Here is an 18,040-nt window from a genome sequence, read left to right on the forward strand (position 1 = left end):
AATTCTCTTTTTGATTTAATTTAAAGGTCCGGGTTTCCGTATAAAAACCATAGATTCTGAAAACGCAGCAGCTTCTTTGGCAATGGCGTTAATGATGAGAATAAGATCAGATCAAATCGCAGTGCACTATTTTCTTCCGGTTTATTGTCATAATGCTCTTCCATCCATTTCTGAATCCTGTTTTCCCATTCTCTCGTAACATTCTCCGTAGCTCCTGCCTTTATACAAACAGGCGTTTGCAGAAAGATCGGTAACTCCATAGGTGCCAGCCCATTTTGAATGATTCGGATATATTTTGCCTCCAGCTGAATTTTCATCTCCATTCCCTTACTCTCCCGGAATAATTCTTTGAAAAGTTCTTCAAAACAGTGGCTAATCGGGCATTCTTTTTCTTTCGGTTTGATATCCAGTTTCTGACTAATATCCTTGAAAGCAAAGTATGGATTTTCAAAAGCTACATTTCCGGTACTGTAAATAAATGGCTCTGCAATCTCCCGGTTCTGATCCAGGGAAGAATCCTGCATCAGACAGCTATTACGTATTACCGATATCTGAGCTAAGGCATTTTGCATTTCCAGCAAGTTCAATCCTCTCAGGCAGACCGTTCTCTCTTTTATCTTCTGACCATCTGCTGCACTCAGATACTCTTCTTCTTCTGTGTCTTTGCGTCTATAAATATAGCTTACCATTGGATCCCCCAGGAGATTTTGTGCTGTTTTCTCTGTATTTGAATAAGGAACGGCTTCATAGTATTGCGTATCCAACAAAATTTCAGGAATTATTTTGCCTTTTAATTTTTCTCCAAATAGTTTTATCATATAAACTTCTCTGCCCTCTATGTCCACGGATGTCTCTGCTATAAGAAAGGAATCGTTTTGGGCATCATCATTCCTTTTTTCAACTGTCAGGAGATGTTCGGAAGCCTGCGCTACCTCATTCAAAATAGTACTAAAAGCACTTAAAATCTTCTGAACCGGCTTGATGTCGCCTTCCGGACTTAATATGGCTGCTTCTCTGTCCATATCCTTCTTAAGATACGGATACACTTCCGTAAACTGTGCCAAAGCTTCAAAGAACAGATTCGAAACGTCACTTTTTACTATGTCTCGCTGATTCCATAATATTTTGCAATGCATCACATCCTGAGGATAATGATAACTCAGCGAATACGTAAAAGAATAGTCCCATATAAGGAGCCTGCTGTAATCTTGACTTACATTTTTTAAACAGGTATTATCACTTCCCGCAGCAGATAAATCCTCCTGCTTAATCATATAAGGAGAATCCGGATAACTTCTTAAAACCATAGGAATTGCCAGTTCTCCCATATCAGCTTTCACATTCTCTTTCGTAACAAATCCAAGCCATTTCGATGCTTCAAATTCCTTTATATTTCTCATCTCATGTACATCATGTTCCACATGGGTAATATGATATCCCAATCTTCCCTGAATATTAGATACTACTTCGCCTGATCCGGACCGCGCAAGTTCCTGAGCAGACACAGATACCGCCATATGTCCCTGTGGTTTCCCAAGCTCAATTTTTCCGTCAGAAACCATAATGTCCACATCCGATCCTTTCGTTTCGAATTCCGCCTGCCCGTAGAAACGAGGTGCTTTTCTGTCCTTTTCTACAATCCCGCCATTTACCTCTGCCTTATAATCCAGAACGGCATGCACCTGATAAAAGCTTCCAAGCTTATTTAACAGCCTTTGTCTGAGACTTTCTCTTGCCTTTTTAGAAAGTGTTCTCCCTTCATCAGCAAATACCGGCATCAGCAGATAGCTAAGATTTTTAGCAAGCTGTTCTTTCGATAATTGGATTTGTTCCAGGTAAGCCCCCTGTCCCTGTCCTGCCTGATCCGCTAAATAAATCGCAGCCGCATTTCTGGGCGTAAGCATATCATCCACCGCCAACAGGACAATTTTCAGCCAGCGGTCCGCATCTATATCCGTAAATGATTTTTCACTTACAGGCTTTTGCTCCAGTCCGCCTTCTGTGGTGTATCTCTTCATGGGTATTGGTTTTACACTACTCCATAATCGGTTAGATACAGGCCGAATGACGCCTATAACCGGTTTTTCCCTGAACTGAATACCAACCCCGTTTTTTCCAAGACGGATCACATATAAAGAAGTGTCTGCACAGTTAAAATCCGTTCCGGATGCCATCACCCGAAGCCCATATTCTTCTTTAAAAGCTTCTTCCATATGGAATGCAAATTTCTCTAAAGTCCTGGTGCCTGATTCATCTAAAATCATATGTGGCGGTATATTGCTTTTCGTCTCTAATATGCCTTCTATCTGCTCCATACCTTCCATCATAATCTGCCTTCTTCTCTTAATACCAAGATTTACTGTCAGAGGGAATAATTCTTTTGTATTTATTTTTTTATTCTGAAAAGAAAATCTGATAATTTTCTCAACCGGTACAGCTGGCCGGCCACCGGATGACACACTCTGCAAATAACCGGAAACCGAATCGTCCGCCTGAAACAACCACCCTGTTAACTGCTGCCACTCTTCCTCTTCAAATAGAATTTCCTCTCCTTCTAACAGGGAATGTTCCATACACAGATCGATTCCGTTTGAATCCATCAGTTGATCATATAAAGACTGATAAAACCGTAACGTCTGCGCTGCATTTCTCTGCCCGTCCTCTGCTTCATACCTGGAAGCATCAAACTGTAGTAAAAGAAGTAATTCCGGGTTCTCTGATATTTTCCGAACTTCCCATTGGACAGTCACTGAAGGCCAGGTGGAAATGGGATAGAGTTTATCACCATAACCAGTGTGAATTTGTGACATTTCTGCTTTTCCTGACAGGCGGTTCCCATAATAATCCAGCCATTCACTCTCTACCTGAAATACTTTACCGACACCTGCATAAGGGCTGGTTCCTTTTAACCTGCCAGGATTTTCAACTGACACAATTTCCTTTTTGGTAAAATTACTGTACGGCAGAGAGGTTTTGTAAAGCAAAGTATCTTCACCAAGCGGACCACAGGGCATTCCGTAATTACTGCCTTTGAAATCTCTGTTGTCCACTATCTTGCTGGATAACAAACTGAATTGATTGGACAGAAAATGTTTCCCATCCTCAATATTCTGAATGTCTCCTGTATCTATGGGTTTCAATCGCTGACAGCCCAGTGATAGGACTCCGGGAGCAGTCATGGGGCTTACGGTAACACGACCGTCATCAGCGCTTGCCAGGGGAAATGTTCCTTTTTCTAACAGGTATCCGCATAACAGGGTATTTATGTAGTCCCCGCCTTTATATTGCGCTGAATCATATACCAGTACAAGTGTGATACTCGCCGTCCCGTCTTCCTTAAAAGCACTCTCCGGCAGCCCTCGTTTTTTCTCTTTGTTCCAATAATAGAGATAATAGCCTCCACTGTTAGTCACACTGCCTTCCCAAAGCTGCTCCAGAAATTTCTGCATATCAGAATCTTGTTGATCTCCCAAGCCTGAAGGATGGGTCTCTGTTGATAAATTAAGCCTCAGCATTGCCATATCAACAGCATTTGGTCCGTCACATTCCATTTGATACTGATCCCCGGTGTTAGAAGTGTAACCTATCATCCGATTGCAGATTGAATATTTTTCCCTATTTTCCAATAGCTGCTCCAGTTGCTTTATCTGTGTTTGCTTCATTCCGGTCAGTTCATAAGTGCATGCACCTTCCACATTATCCGTATTTCTGCAAACAGAAAATGTAAGACTGGTGCCCCATCCATAATTCACTGCCCTTTCTTTTTTCAGAACTCCTTGGGCCTCTTCATAAGCTGCATAATACAGGCAATAGCTTCCCTGCATTCCATCCGGTAAAGGATAGGCTTGAAACTGTACCGTTTCTTCTCCCAAAACGGGCAATACCACACCTGCATCCGGCTTCCAATTCACCGGATTTGCAAAGCTTGCAGTAACCGGCTGTTCAGACTTCATATCCAAAATGTCCAGATGGCAGTTTTCCATGAATCCCCCTTCTTTTCCTGCAGCTTTTAAGAAAGACAGCCTTTTCACTGTTTCATCGTTCGGTGCTATTATTATTTCATAAGTTTTGTCACTTTTTACAGCACCACTCTTCCAGTTCTCAAATCCCAGCCACATAACATTAGCTGCGTTGAACCGGATATATAGTTCCTCTTTAAGGTCTGCCGGCACCTGGAACTGCTGCCCCGTCAGAGCATACAAGCCCGCCGTTTCCGGAAGCATCCATTTCCCCTTCTCCTGTTTTACCCACATTCCACCAGCCAACGGGGTAATCCCTTCCGTGGGAATTCGAAGGCCATTCATATGATATCTGGATACCATTCCGGCGATCTGCTCAACAGATCTGTTTCTCTTCATCCCAGCAAGAAGATGCACGAGCCGAAGCTGCTCCAAATGGGGAAGATTTAATATCGCATATTCTCCCTCACCTTTATGAAACAGGCCGCTGACAGCTTCATTTTCTGTTCTGGCAAGCATTTCTGCCTCCAGACCCTTACTTCGAATAATGGACTGCAGTGTATCTCCTTCCTTAATCTGATATGTCTCTCCTTCTGAGATTACCAATATTTTATCTTTTTCCAATGGATGTTCCATATTTCCAGCCATAATATCATAAATTGAATAATCGGTACCACTTTCACTTTTAACCCATGTTAATATTTCCTTTATTGTTTCCTTACCGGACAACCAGAACTGATAATTACGCAGCTGTTCCCTTAACGCCTGCGCCACCTGCCTTCCCAGTAAAAGAAAATAATCCGCAAATAAAAACTCTCCCATAGAACATCTATTTCCGTCCCTGATTCCCATTGTGCTTTTGGAATCTTCCTCAGCAACCTTAACCGCAAGCTCATCAAACATCCTCCGAAGAGACAATAGTTTTCCTTCCGCTACCTGATTGTAACTTCCAAACGTATAATCCATAGAAGACACTTTCGAACCCACACTGAGGGAAAGGCCACCTGGAACAGGAAAATACACTGCTTTGATTTCGCCATCTTCTTTGGGTTTTGATAGTACCGTAACCGCAAATTGTTCCTTAAGGAAACGCTCCATATGGTCCTTACTCAGAGGTGTAAGATTTTCTTGTGTAGATGCCAGACCAAAGTCAGTCATCCAATCCAGTTCCTTTTTTGAAAGAATCTTATTCTTTGCATCCCACTCAGAACAGCTTTCTTCCCTCTGAATTGCCGCCACTAGAAAACATGCAAATCTTTCAACTAATGCCGGAAAAGCCTCTAAGGATTCCAGCAGAAGCATTACCGCCAGACAGGTACGGTCATCTGTTTCTCCCCACTCATCCGCTGCCAATACCGGTGAAACCATTAAAAATCCTGAAAGAGGCGTTTTTTTATCTATTTCTTTTAAGGCATTAAATTTCCAACAATAATCCCCCGGCTCCGCCATTTTGCTCAGCCGCCTGTTCACCGGCGAAGCTATTACACCTCTGTTTTCTGTCCTTAACTCATCCCATGGTGCTTCCTGAAATTCCCCTATTTGAAAACTTTCTTTAATCTTTATGGAAAAGCTGAAATGGATTTTAATTTTAAATATCCCTAAATTAATCTGCAGAGACAATGAAGCAGACAGCGATGCCATCACGGTTAGTACTACCGGGCGATATACCTCAAAAGTAAACTGTACTCCAATCTGAATAGAGATGTCCACCTCTGCTTTGATTATGGCAAAATCAATACTTCCAAATAAATGACCTGAAATACCCGCCGTACCTGTCAGACGGAAATAATAATCTTCTGAAAGATCGGTTGTCTTTGATATTTCATCTTTTGCTTTCGTTTCTACGGCTGATTGATATGGGTTGTATTTTGCCAGTACACCTTCTAATATAGCATAAACGGTAAGCGAAAATCCTGCGCTTAGAATCCCGTAATGTACAGATTTGCCAAGGCCAACCTGCAGACCAAATCCAAAGATAATCACCGGCTGAAATCTCCCTTTTGACGTATGGGGTATTGCATCGCCTGCCGTCTCATCCGACAATTTCCCAAAATAAAATCCAGCCGCACCCATAATTGGAATACCGGGGTAAACGATTGCTTCTACTGCCATCGATCTGGTAAAATCCCCGTTCCATGGAAAACCAACATCTATCTGAAAGTCTCCATTTGTATATATGGATAAGCCAAATACCGGCAATGTCAGACTGTAAGCACCAATGGTCAGATAACGGATTTTGTCCGGCAATGTGACTTCCGCTTGAAATACACCAATGGAAGACGTCACTTTCCGATACAATACCTGCACATCCAGACCTTTAAATACTTTTGCTGCCGTTCCGTTCAGACGCAGACGCAAAGCATAAATATCAGGATCATTGAATACCACCTGGGCATCGATCATATATGCAGTTTCTCCCTTTTCTTTCAGTATGCCAAAATCAGCTGCAAACAGCCATGAGCTCTTTGCGCAATAAGATACAGGAGGAAGTTTTTCTTCCGTTGCCGGCTGAAAACTCTGTTCAACTGCTTCCATTGCTTTTTCTACCGAACCGGGGCTGTCTAATCCAGGTATCCATAAATGCTGCCCCATTGCCAGCGTCCGCAAAGTAAAGTAAGAAGTACCCGATGCAGGCGGTACGGGAGCTTGTCCGGGTTTACTGGCATCCCATCTCATGGATTCTCCCTTATCCCATATAAAAGAACCTTTTATATCTACAAACAGTCCTTTTCTCCCGGAATCATTGGAATCAGAAGCATATGTAAATCTGATGCTGTCTATCCGGGCAATCCCTAAGTCTATCAACCCAATATCCCAGAAAAATTCTACTTCTTTTGTTCTAAAATGATAGATCAGCTTCATGCCACCAAGTGGAATTTTCTCTAATAAATTCCATGGTTCCTCAAGTCCGAATGGACTTCCCGTACACCAGGTAATCATTTGCCTTATCAGATCCCCTACTGTCAATGTCGGTTCCAGCTCTATTTCCGCTTTGTGCCCACCCCCTTCATCCGGCGTCAGTGATGCACTACCGATTCCTTTACAAGTAATACCCAGACCATAGTCCTTCTGAATTCCTGAATAATTATACCATATAATTAAGTCTACATTTTCCCATGAAAACTCTGCCCATACAGAAGCAAAAAAAGGATCTTTTTCTTCCATTCCCGTTTCTTGTCCTTGTGGCGGAATTGTTCCGATTTTCACTTTAGCAGACAATTTCAAATCATTCAGCGCCTGTATTTTCCACGGCTCCTTAGACCCTGCTTCAAAACTCCACCTTTTTGATTCTGTCTCAAATACTGCCTGTATCTTACCCAGGGGGAATTGAGGGGTATTTTCGTCTGATGCCAGGGTAATCTGCTGTGGAGCATATTCTGCTATTAAATCCGAAACTTTTGCTTCTCCACCGCTCTCCAAAGTCCCCATAAATCGAAATCCTGCTCCGGTATGGTAGTTTGCCTCCAGACGCAATAAAAAGTTTGCTGTTTTCGGAAGAAACTGCATGGTTCCCTTCAGGCTGGCCATAACCTCTCCACTGGTATTAAATACACCTGCTGACAGGCCGGTAATTATAAACCCTTCCGCTACTTCCAGGTCTGTATCAATTGCTCCATATATAGAATAACTTTTCATTTCAGGCTCTATATACATCTGTAATGCACTGATTGCCAGGGAAGTACTGATTTGCGCATGAGGTAAGAACATACGCAGAAGATCCGTGAAAAATATATTATTTTTGATAAGTTGAGCCTGAATTTTAAATGGTGGGTAGCATGCTGTTACCGACAATTCCCCGGCAGCTTCCCCATCGCCAATGCGAAAAACCCCGGTAACCTTGCCGCTTATGCTTCTTGTATCAAAGCTTGTGGGATTTAAAATATTCAGCTCCACAGACGGCTTCACAGACAGGTTCGGATTTTGGTGAAAAATCCATTCTTCTTTTGCAGATAGTCCGATAATTATTTCTTGCAGTTTTTCTTCATTGGTGTCATATAGAAAACGTAATCTGTCCACACCAATTCCTGACAATTCTTTTAATCCTGGCGGGAGAGATTCTAAAAAATTCAGATTTCCGGACAGTTTAAAGAATATATCCATGGCGGTTTGTGGCGTATCAAATCTGGCCTCCAAATCCCATTTTCCGTTTCTGGTGGGATATAACAGTCGGAATTTTGTCTCGATTTCTCCAATACGACCTGTAATCGCCCCATACGGAGGCAGGCCATTTTCCGCGACAGTCATTTCGAATCCTATCTGTTGTATATGCACCCATGGAAGAAACTCCCATGTCTCCAATGATTCACAACGAAAAGTAGATTCCATTGACCATCCATCCATAGCCTGAACAAATTCCAGTTCTGCATCCATATCGATGCCATATACTTCTGTACGTGCGTTTCGAAGTATTACTTTACTCAAAATCCCTTCACAATATTCCGGAATTGCCTCCATGGAATCGCCTGTAATTCTGATTTCACCCAGAATATCCTTCAGGGAAGACTGCAGACTGGTTTCAGTAAAAACACGATCCACGTCCAGCAGCCCACTGGACGCAGCTTCTTTCAATTGCTGTAATATATCATCCAGTACCTCTGGCATGACATTTTTTTTACGATTTACAATTTCTCCTCTTACTAATCCCCAGCCTGTTATCATTCCCATAAGAAATTTATCATTTACTATATTTCTTGATTGTTGGGAAATATGCTGGAAATAGTTTTTGTATATATCATTGTAACAGTCATTTAGAAATAAGCTAAACCTCATAATACTAGTTCCCAAATCTTCTTTATTTACACTGAGTGGGATCAACATTGACGCATTCTTCTGAAGAGTTTGTGATATATCTTCAGGAACCCTAAATACATTATAGTTATTAATACCTCCATTATTCCCGCCGTTAAATTGTATAAATGGTTTTCCCGAAGAAATCATCATGCTAGATGTCCCCTGTCCCTCAAATACTGGCGGCAAATCAGCTTCGGAAAAAAATTTCTGAAATACAGGAATTGGTACATTTCCCAGGAACAGAACATGGATGGAAATGCTTGTATCCTGATTTATCTCCGTTATTAATGTTTCTGTGATGGTCGAATAAATTTTAATATTATCCAGATTGTCAAACATACTATATATTGACGTTATTGTCTCCGGAATACTATCTAGAATTGGATCTGTAAAATTAAACACATTAGCATTACTATTATCTCTAGAAACATCTCTTAAATACTTTATTTCATCAATGTATTGTTTCAAAACCTCTTTAGCTTTTTCAACATCTTTTAGTAGGAATGAGGTTAAAAACTCTATTAGCGTCACTGTATCATCTTTGAAATCACAAAGCAATACCATCAGGACTGGTTTTTTTAAGCTTCTGGCAGTAAGAAGACCACTTATTATAAACTTAAGGAGTAGCTCTGGAATAATACTGAACGCTTTCATTGCATGAATTCCATAAATAGGCCACAAGAGTTTTTCAGAAATTTTTGTTTCAAACAAACACTTTGCCAAAACAGTATTTTGCCGAAGTTTTTCCCCGGAAAACGGTCCTGTATACCAATACAGCACCTCATTCGTTAATGTATAATCTACCGGTTCATAGCTATAAACCATATCAGAAAATGGACCACTTGCCACATTTTCTGATATTTTATCAAAACTGAACGTCTGCTCTTCATAAAAAGCACTTGGACGATTCCACTTATATGGCTGTAGTTTCCAAAACATCTCTGTAATAAACTCTTCATTCATCATTATGTCATCGTAATCAAACCCACCAGTAAGACCATAATTCATCATATTAAGTTTTGTACGACCATAAACGAAAGGAATAAAACGTACTGATACCCCTTCCATATTCACCGTTTGCCTATCCGGTATTTCCTTATTAAAAAACGGAACCAGTATTTGCAGCTTTTCCCGCATACTGCCATAAAGCTGATCATTAATATGATCATCATCGTAAACTACTTCAATTTTACCTGTAGGCTTAAATTTACGCAAAAAATGCCTCATAACATGAATCGTATTCGCCTGATGGCCAAAATTTGGAGAATTACATATTAATATTCTCATTGTACGGTCAGGTTTATGCATCTCTTTTTGCATTTTCGCAAGCATCTTATTGTACAATTTTCTCTCTTCTGCATCTGCAGCTAACAGCACCTTTTCAATAAATTCCGTAATTTTTATAGGCATCACTCTACCCCCTTCCCTTTCTCCGTATGATAAAATCCATACCAGCCAACTCCCTTTTCCCTGATTTCCGCTCCGGAACCAAACAGGTAAAAACTAATATTTCCATTGGGAGGCAGTTTACCAATTCCAAAAGCCTTCACTGCGACCTCGTTGAGCATCAGAATAAATGACTGATTTTCTTTATCATATGCAAGACGTACAGAGCCAATGGAAAGCCTTAGTATATTCTGCAGAAAGAAATCTTCCGTTTTTCCGGTCCCTGGCATTTTTATTCCCATAAAAGCTTTTATACTTTCACCGTTACTCTCTGTATTCCATGCCAAAAGAAGCTGGCTCTTCAGGCCTGCTTTTCCAGCCAATTCCCCTATAGATCCAAGCTCAGCCTTCCACTCCAGACCTATCCAGGAACCCTCTCCTTCTTCCGAAAAACGTACACAGGGTATAACTTTTGCATACCCGTCCCCCTTCCACCCATTTATATTGCCATCCACCATGTCCAGTAGCTGAAGATGCAGCTGCGAACAAAGACTATGTATTCCTGGCTCGCTTTTTAATAAATCAAATTGTGTACTGCCTACAAAGAAAGTAAATTCCTGGACATTCTCTTTTAGCTTCATTTCCAGTTCCGCATGGGAAAAAATCAAACCGCTTTTGCTTTCCTCTCCAAACGAGAACAAATCAACCATAATCTCAGAATCTGAAATAACTGGGACGGTATGGAAGTGTAAACTTCCGCTTAACGCAAAGCGGGTACAGTCAAAAGTGGGGGAAATCATTTCCACATCTGTAACGCGTACTACCTTTAAAATATTGCTGTCCAATTCAAATGTACCGGTTTCTTTGTTTTGCAGTAAAAATACTTCTGCTCCATCTCTCAACTGGTAATGGCCTTCCAACAGCAATGCACGATACGGATTTCCGTCCTTCATAGCCTTAACTGATGAACCAAACAATCGGGCAAATGAAATCTGCGCTTTACAGGACTGCTTTACCACAGCCGAATCCCGAAACAGCACTTTTAATTCCAACAGACGAAATTCTTCGTTCCCAAAATCCTTTGGCAAAACTGCCTCTACCTTTCCCTGTCCCAGATTCGTATCCCGGTAACAAATCAATCCGAATAAGGAACTATTCTTATCCTGCTTTATCTGTCCATTCTCCACACTTATAGTATTCAAAGTGATTCCTAAATGATGAACACATAGCTTCTCTGCATTTGCTGCACCAGACAGAAGCCCTGCCATCTGTGCGGGCATGTTTTCTGCTTCCAGCGGAAGTCGCAAAAACAGTACTCCCTGCCAGTTTTCATCCGTTATAACATCACAAAACTGTGAAAAATATTCCTGGTCTGTTTGTTCATATGCATCTTTAAAATAATTCTCAATCCATTTCATCAGTAACGGCTGCTGTGACATATCACCCTTACTTCCTGCATTGGTTACCGGAGAAGAGAATTCACCGCGACAGGTCCATGCATCTATACAACTAATCAAGCTTCGCTTTTTCTTCTTTTCCTTCAAATCATCCGGGTCAAATAATTTTCCTTTGCATCCTTTGATGATCATTACTCCCCCATAGCTGCCATATTTGCAGTCAAACCCCACTTGTGCCCGGAATGTCCAATCCTGTATGCTGCACACATTCCGAAAACAGGCAGTATTGGCTTCATCATCCATTTCTCCCAAATACTCAGAATTTACTGCCACCAGGCACAGACTTGGAGACTGAAAAACCTGCACTAACTCCTCAGCAGGATTGCAAAAACAAATGCCATCCTCCCCTTCTCCATTTGTAAGCCTGATATTTCTAAACCGGTTTCCTTCCATAATTGCTAAGAATCCTGACGGTGTCACTATAGTGGTATTCTCCAAAGTATTCCCGTTTCCGGAAATACACCTTTCACAACCGTATTTTCCAATCTGCTTTTGACGCACATTTGTCAAAATATTATCCTCAAGCTTTTCCAGTTTCTGTTTATCACGAACTAAAGCCTGCTTATAAGGCATCACAGGAAAACAAATCCCCTCTTTTGTTTCACGCAGAAGGATAGACGGCGGCTGATGCACCAATATTTCCGACATAGAGTCCTGTTCCATGCCATAAAGTGCAAACCCAGGCGGCTCAGACACATATTTTCCTTCAGTTACACCTATCCAGGAGGTTCTAAATGCCCTTGTAAGATTCGATGCGTTTGCATCATAATCTTCTCCAACCTGAAATGCCCTTCCTTCCACGATTGGTGCATGAGCATTTTGTCCTGAAAGAAAACGGATTTTCTCCCCTGCCTGAAGCTGCAGATATTCTGTTGCGTTCCTTCCGCATAAAAGTGATACCTCTTTTGCTCCTACTGTGCCATACAGATAAAATTCTCCCTCCGGACAGAGCCTGTGATGCTTATCCTGCTTCGTCTTTGAGAATGTAAATCTTGACGGATAGTGGCTGTCTTCTTCATTTACAAAATCCAGATAAACCGTTTCTCCATAAATTGTAGTGATGTTTGTAGGAAAGGGCGTATCAGATTTTTCATTCATAACATTCAGCACCGTTCGATGATTTCTATAATCTGACATCTGTCCCGACGGCTGCCTCTGTTCATTGCAAATGTCACAAGGATCTATCATTACACAGAGGGAAAGCAGAAAATCCTTCGGTTCTATTTCATTCATTCGATAAAGGGGGGTGTATACACTTTCTTCCACTCCTTCTGTCACATAGCTGTACTCTAATCCAGGTGTCAGTTCTTTTAAAAATTCCGACATCATAATATCCATGTTAAATACAAGACAGCCGCAGCATCCTTTCTCAAATGAAATTCCACAGTTGAAAATATTATAATCACCTTTTTTTAATCCAGGTAGAAAGTCAAATACGTTGTCCCTGCTTTGTGTATTATGTAAGCTGACTATGTCTTGTGCTATTTTTATCTTTGCATAGCTCTTAATCTCAAACCGAAGATTATCGACTATCGGGAACTGACAGTTTCCATAGGTAAATGCTTCCTCATTCTTTTCTGTTATAAGACCAAGTCTGGTCATATTCTCCGCTAATGGTTCTTTTCCATCACATAGCCAGAATATAGCCCTCTTAATCGTGTTATTTGCCAAAAGAACACTTTTCATCTGCTCACGAATCTTATCTGCTTCTTCCGGTGATAGTGGGAACTGCCCCCCTGGAAACCAGAAGCTGATTCCTAAATTATCCCTGTCAAGGAATGCTTCCTCTAATGATATCTCCTCTGGCCCACACTCCTCTCCCATCAAGAACAGAAATGCTTCAGCCCTATTTTCCTCTTCGTAAGCTGTATAACAGCTCATTGTCATATTTTCTAAACCGCATGACCGTCTCCTTTCCGGCAATACTTGCCCATTATCTAATTTCAGATGGAATAAAAACCAAAACGCCAATAAAAGTATGAGATGATTACTTTTATGGCGTTTTCACTATGCCGACATATAACCTATATATCCTCCACTATCTTACTTCAGCCTTTTATTCAGCCGTGAAGGTTGTAATAGCAGCTAAACCGCTGCGGGATAAAGCACTCATTTTAACATTCCATCCGTCTGTGAAATAGCCCACTATGTAACTATGTCCAGCTACTACAGGAAAGCCATCCAACGCAATTTCCCCTGACTGAGTATTGCTTTCCACTCTGGATGCACATTTGGGTAAATCTACATATAAATCATTTAACGCATCCCATATTCCAATCCAGTTTCCATTGTCATTTGGACGATAATTTACACAAGTATCATATTTAATCATAACAGAGGTTGGTGCAACCGAATATACATCAATGCAGATAGATTTATTAATAACTTCTGCACCTGAAGTTAAGGAAGAAACATAAACCGTTGAACAAAAATTGTTCGTTTGAGAACCCGGGTTGTAAGCAGCAAGAGAATATCCTATAATATATCCTCTTTCAAATAAATTTAAATCCTCCATGGTGATTGTTCCATCTTGATAATCTGATTGCATTACATAAGTTTTTAACGGCTGCTTTCTCCATGGTATCGCAGGTCCTTTCACACTGTCATCTGCCGGCCATATCGCAAAATAGTTCTTATCTGTTCCAGGCATCGTTTCCATTAGTACATGATAATCCAGTCTCGCATGATCGCCATTGATTTTATTTAATTTAATGTTTACACTCTCTTTCTTCAAAACATTTGCCTTCATAGTAAATCCTCCTAATTTTTATAATATTTTTTTCTGCGTTTAAACGCACTTTACGCACTTTCTGTAAGTCGAACTTTATCACTCGCACATAAGCTCTTTATATATATTTTTATATTTTTTCACTGGTACAGGAATATGTGATCCGGAAATCATGATTAATTCCGAATTACGTAAAGCTTTCACATAACTTCGATTCACGATATAACTGCGATGAACTTTTACAAAGTCTTGTCCCAGGATACCATGACATTCTTTCCAGGAAATTCTAGCCTCAATACAGTTCTCCCTAACAGTGTGAAACATTGTATAATGGTTTTGGGCTTCCGCATATTCCACTTCCGACTCTTTTAAATAGTGTACACAACCATACTTATCCCTAATTTCTAATCGATGATCTTTTCCATTATCATTTTCTATCAGTTTTTTCAGATATTCGTAAGTCATTGAACCTCTTTTACATGGAAAGAGCTCATAATCCCCTAAGTACTCAAGAGGACTTGAAATATGTATATATATAATTTTCAATTCACCATTTTTTAAATGCCAGCTAAATGTCACCCTTTGCTCCTCTTGCAATAACAATTGTGTTTTCTGATCTGTAGTAACCAGATAACGTCCCATCACCAGACAAGATTTCCTGTCATGGGCAACACACCAAAACTCCTGTTGCATTAAATGGCATTTAGGATTGGCTTTGCTGGTTTCTACCAAATCCTGTACGACCATATCCTTTCCATGTTTAAATTCTTTCTTTAATGCCCCTATCCAGACAACCTCTTCGCTTAGCTGCCGAATAATGTAAGAACTGTCTTTTTGCCAAAAAAAATTAAGGCACTCCTGAGTTCTTGTAACCGCTTCCTGAATTTTCAATTTTTGCATAACACCACACTCCCAAAGCTTTTTTAAAGATCTTAGATGATAGAAACGATTAATGTCAAATTTTTTTCCCTAAGTTGTGGTGAATTGCATATTTTCGATGTGAATGTGCATATGTATGATCACACTCATAGCGCCCCAAATTATATCCGTCTGAATCCGTTCCCTCCTTATTTTCACCTCATGGAATTTTTACCCGGTCATTTTCATGTATAGATTTTACTATTTTACCAGGTTTATATTTATCTATAGTTCACATTAAATTATATCTAAATTTCATTTGTTTTCCTATGGATATGCACCAGTAACCCATACTAAGCGTGAAAAACTTTATTTTGTATATTTTAAAGACAGCCAATCAAGGAGGCATATAAATTTCCCTAAAAAATGACATATATGTCTTCGACTGTATAAGCCACAAAATAAAAGCCCTGTAACTTTTTTATAAAGTTTCAGAGCTTTTAACTTCTATATTTATTTTATCTGTCCGTTAACGGTTCAATAATGTTTGTCTCCAGAAAAAATAGGAATATATGGATTACATATAAATTTCTCCAAAGTATTTACCTCTAATTAGTTTCATGATACAAGTCTACTCTCATATTGACCTTCCTATATTCGCTGGGTGAAATCCCCTCACGCCGTTTAAAAAAAGCCGACAGGTAGTAAGCATCACAAAATTGATACTGCACAGCCAGTTCTTTGATGGTTTTATCGGTGGTTACCAGTTCCTGGCGGAGTCTGGCAGAAAGCAGGTTTTCCGAATATGTTTTGATACTGCAGCCGAAATCCTTTTGAAATGCCCGGCTGAGGGTAGCAGGATGCCAGCCATGTCTGGCTGCGATATCGCTCATCCTTAATGCAGCAGACAGATTGGCATCAATATCATCCAGAATAGCCCGATACCGCATGAACTGAATATCCGGGGATGTCCAGTTGTCCGGTAACAGATCTGATAAAATCCTTAACAAAAAAGCATCGTACCATAGCTTGTCACAGAAAGAAGCTGGCTCTAAAACAGTAAAAGACGGGTTATCTCCCAAGGTATTCCGGCTGTTGCTGCGTCTGACTACGTCCAGAATCTCTTCCCGGACAAGGGGGACAAAAGCAATGTCATTTTGAGCACCGAAAATATCCAGACCGGGAAGCAGTTCGGCGTGTAAGTCGATGTATATCTTTTCTATATAATGGATGCACTTGCAGGAAAACTGTGTATTAGGCGGGATTAGATACGCATGCTCCGGCAATAGTCTGATAATTTTGCCATCAACAAGAATTTCACCATCGCCGTCCAGAACCAGATAGAGCGTATTATAGGGATATATATTTACCGGATGGTTCCAGCTTTCGTTATTACGGTAATATACGCAGTGTACAACTTTAGTGGTGACATCGGGAAAAGTCAAAAAATCACATCCTTTCATTATAATATTACATTGCATTTTTCATGGTGTCAATCTTATAATATTGGTATGTTAAGACGAATTACTTTAAGTTTTTTAACTTCAGACACGAAAAATCAAAGGAGATGCAGCTATGTATGATACAAAACAGAAATGGTTTAAAGAAGCCAAATACGGAATGTTTATCCACTGGGGACTCTACTCCATCTTAGCAGGAGAATACAATGGAAAAGTTACAGATAATATCGCAGAATGGATCATGAATGATCTGGATATTCCTATCCCGGAATACGAAAAACTGGCAGCTCAGTTTAATCCGGTTAATTTCAATGCCGACGAATATGTCCGCCAGGCTCGTGACTGGGGAATGAAATATCTGACATTTACTGCAAAACATCATGATGGATTTGCACTTTATCACTCACACTGTTCTTCCTATAATGTTGTAGATGCAACGCCTTTTGGCAGGGATATCGTGGCAGAACTGGGTGAAGCCTGCCGTAAGTATGATGTAAAATTCTGCCTTTATTACTCACAGGCTCAGGACTGGCATCATCCTGATGGTTATATCCATAAGAAAAATAACGATGGAAAAAACTTTCGCCGTTATTTGGATGAAAAATGCCTTCCTCAGATAAAAGAACTGCTTACCGGCTACGGGGATGTACATATGCTCTGGCTGGATACGCCTATGGGCTGTACAAAAGAAGAGAGCCAGGAGATCTATGACCTGATCAAATCCATACAGCCTGCATGCATTGTCAGCGGCAGAATTGGCAACCAGATTGGTGATTATATGACAACCGGTGACAATGCAATACCGTCACTGCCATTTAACGGAGACTGGGAGGTTCCTGCGACCCTGAATGATACTTTTGCCTACAGTAAGCATGACCATAATTGGAAGACACCGGAGGAGATCATACATTTAATGCTTAGAATCAACAGCCGCGGTGGTAACTATCTGCTGAATATCGGTCCGAAAGCTGATGGAAGCATCCCAGAAGAAAGCTGCCGCATCCTTGACAGCATAGCGGAATATTTAAAAAGCTGCGGAGACAGTGTCTATGCAACAAAGCCAGTTCCCCACTATGTCTATGAAATGGACAATGTGATTTTTACCGGCAAAGACTATCGTTTATACATTCACTTGAAAAAACCAGTGAAAAAACTGTTGCTGAATAACATCGCCAATACCATTGAGAAAGCATATCTGCTTCACAGCGGTAAGCCTGTTATCGGAAACTGCGTCAAAAGCTGCGAAGGTGACTCTTGCTGGATGTTCGAAATCTCGGAAGATGAGTCAGATTTCCATCCCATCGATACCGTGATCTGTGTTGAAATGGGCGAAAAGGAACTGCTGCTTGAGACATTGAAATAGAAGTAAAATAGAAGGCTGCGAAAAATGAGATATCATTT

Annotated in this window: 6 protein-coding genes; 1 reads left to right on the plus strand and 5 read right to left on the minus strand. The window is 40.6% G+C overall.

All coding sequences use genetic code 11. From position 1 onward, the window contains the following. Positions 1–20 precede the first annotated feature (20 nt). From RHS_RS07760 to RHS_RS07780, 5 genes are all read right to left on the minus strand, one after another. A complete protein-coding gene (locus RHS_RS07760; RefSeq protein WP_047832841.1) occupies positions 21–10,160 on the minus strand; it encodes a hypothetical protein in 10,140 nt (3,379 codons plus the stop codon). Beyond that, a complete protein-coding gene (locus tag RHS_RS07765; protein WP_047832842.1) occupies positions 10,160–13,474 on the minus strand; it encodes a hypothetical protein in 3,315 nt (1,104 codons plus the stop codon). The genes RHS_RS07760 and RHS_RS07765 overlap by 1 nt, the downstream gene beginning before the upstream one ends. Positions 13,475–13,649: 175 nt before the next feature. After that, a complete protein-coding gene (locus tag RHS_RS07770; RefSeq protein WP_047832843.1) occupies positions 13,650–14,342 on the minus strand; it encodes a hypothetical protein in 693 nt (230 codons plus the stop codon). 78 nt (positions 14,343–14,420) lie between these two features. After that, a complete protein-coding gene (locus RHS_RS07775; RefSeq protein WP_047832844.1) occupies positions 14,421–15,221 on the minus strand; it encodes a LytTR family DNA-binding domain-containing protein in 801 nt (266 codons plus the stop codon). A 566-nt stretch (positions 15,222–15,787) separates the two neighbouring features. After that, positions 15,788–16,624: a helix-turn-helix domain-containing protein gene (locus RHS_RS07780; protein WP_047832845.1), complete on the minus strand. Its 837-nt coding sequence runs from the start codon at positions 16,622–16,624 to the stop codon at positions 15,788–15,790. A 130-nt stretch (positions 16,625–16,754) separates the two neighbouring features. Between RHS_RS07780 and RHS_RS07785 the strand changes: the two genes are divergently transcribed. Beyond that, positions 16,755–18,002 carry an alpha-L-fucosidase gene (locus RHS_RS07785; RefSeq protein ID WP_044294723.1) on the plus strand — a complete coding sequence of 416 codons (1,248 nt, stop codon included), beginning with the start codon at positions 16,755–16,757 and terminating at the stop codon, positions 18,000–18,002. Positions 18,003–18,040: the final 38 nt, after the last annotated feature.

Origin of the sequence: Robinsoniella sp. RHS (genome assembly GCF_001029355.1) — a bacterium.
Lineage (GTDB): Bacteria > Bacillota > Clostridia > Lachnospirales > Lachnospiraceae > Robinsoniella > Robinsoniella peoriensis.

Excerpts from the sequence above, each read along its gene's own strand:
- RHS_RS07760 (WP_047832841.1), bottom strand. The coding sequence starts at position 10,160 with ATGCCTATAAAAATTACGGAATTTATTGAAAAGGTGCTGTTAGCTGCA.
- RHS_RS07765 (WP_047832842.1), bottom strand. The coding sequence starts at position 13,474 with ATGAGCTGTTATACAGCTTACGAAGAGGAAAATAGGGCTGAAGCATTT.
- RHS_RS07770 (WP_047832843.1), bottom strand. The coding sequence starts at position 14,342 with ATGAAGGCAAATGTTTTGAAGAAAGAGAGTGTAAACATTAAATTAAAT.
- RHS_RS07775 (WP_047832844.1), bottom strand. The coding sequence starts at position 15,221 with ATGCAAAAATTGAAAATTCAGGAAGCGGTTACAAGAACTCAGGAGTGC.
- RHS_RS07785 (WP_044294723.1), top strand. The coding sequence starts at position 16,755 with ATGTATGATACAAAACAGAAATGGTTTAAAGAAGCCAAATACGGAATG.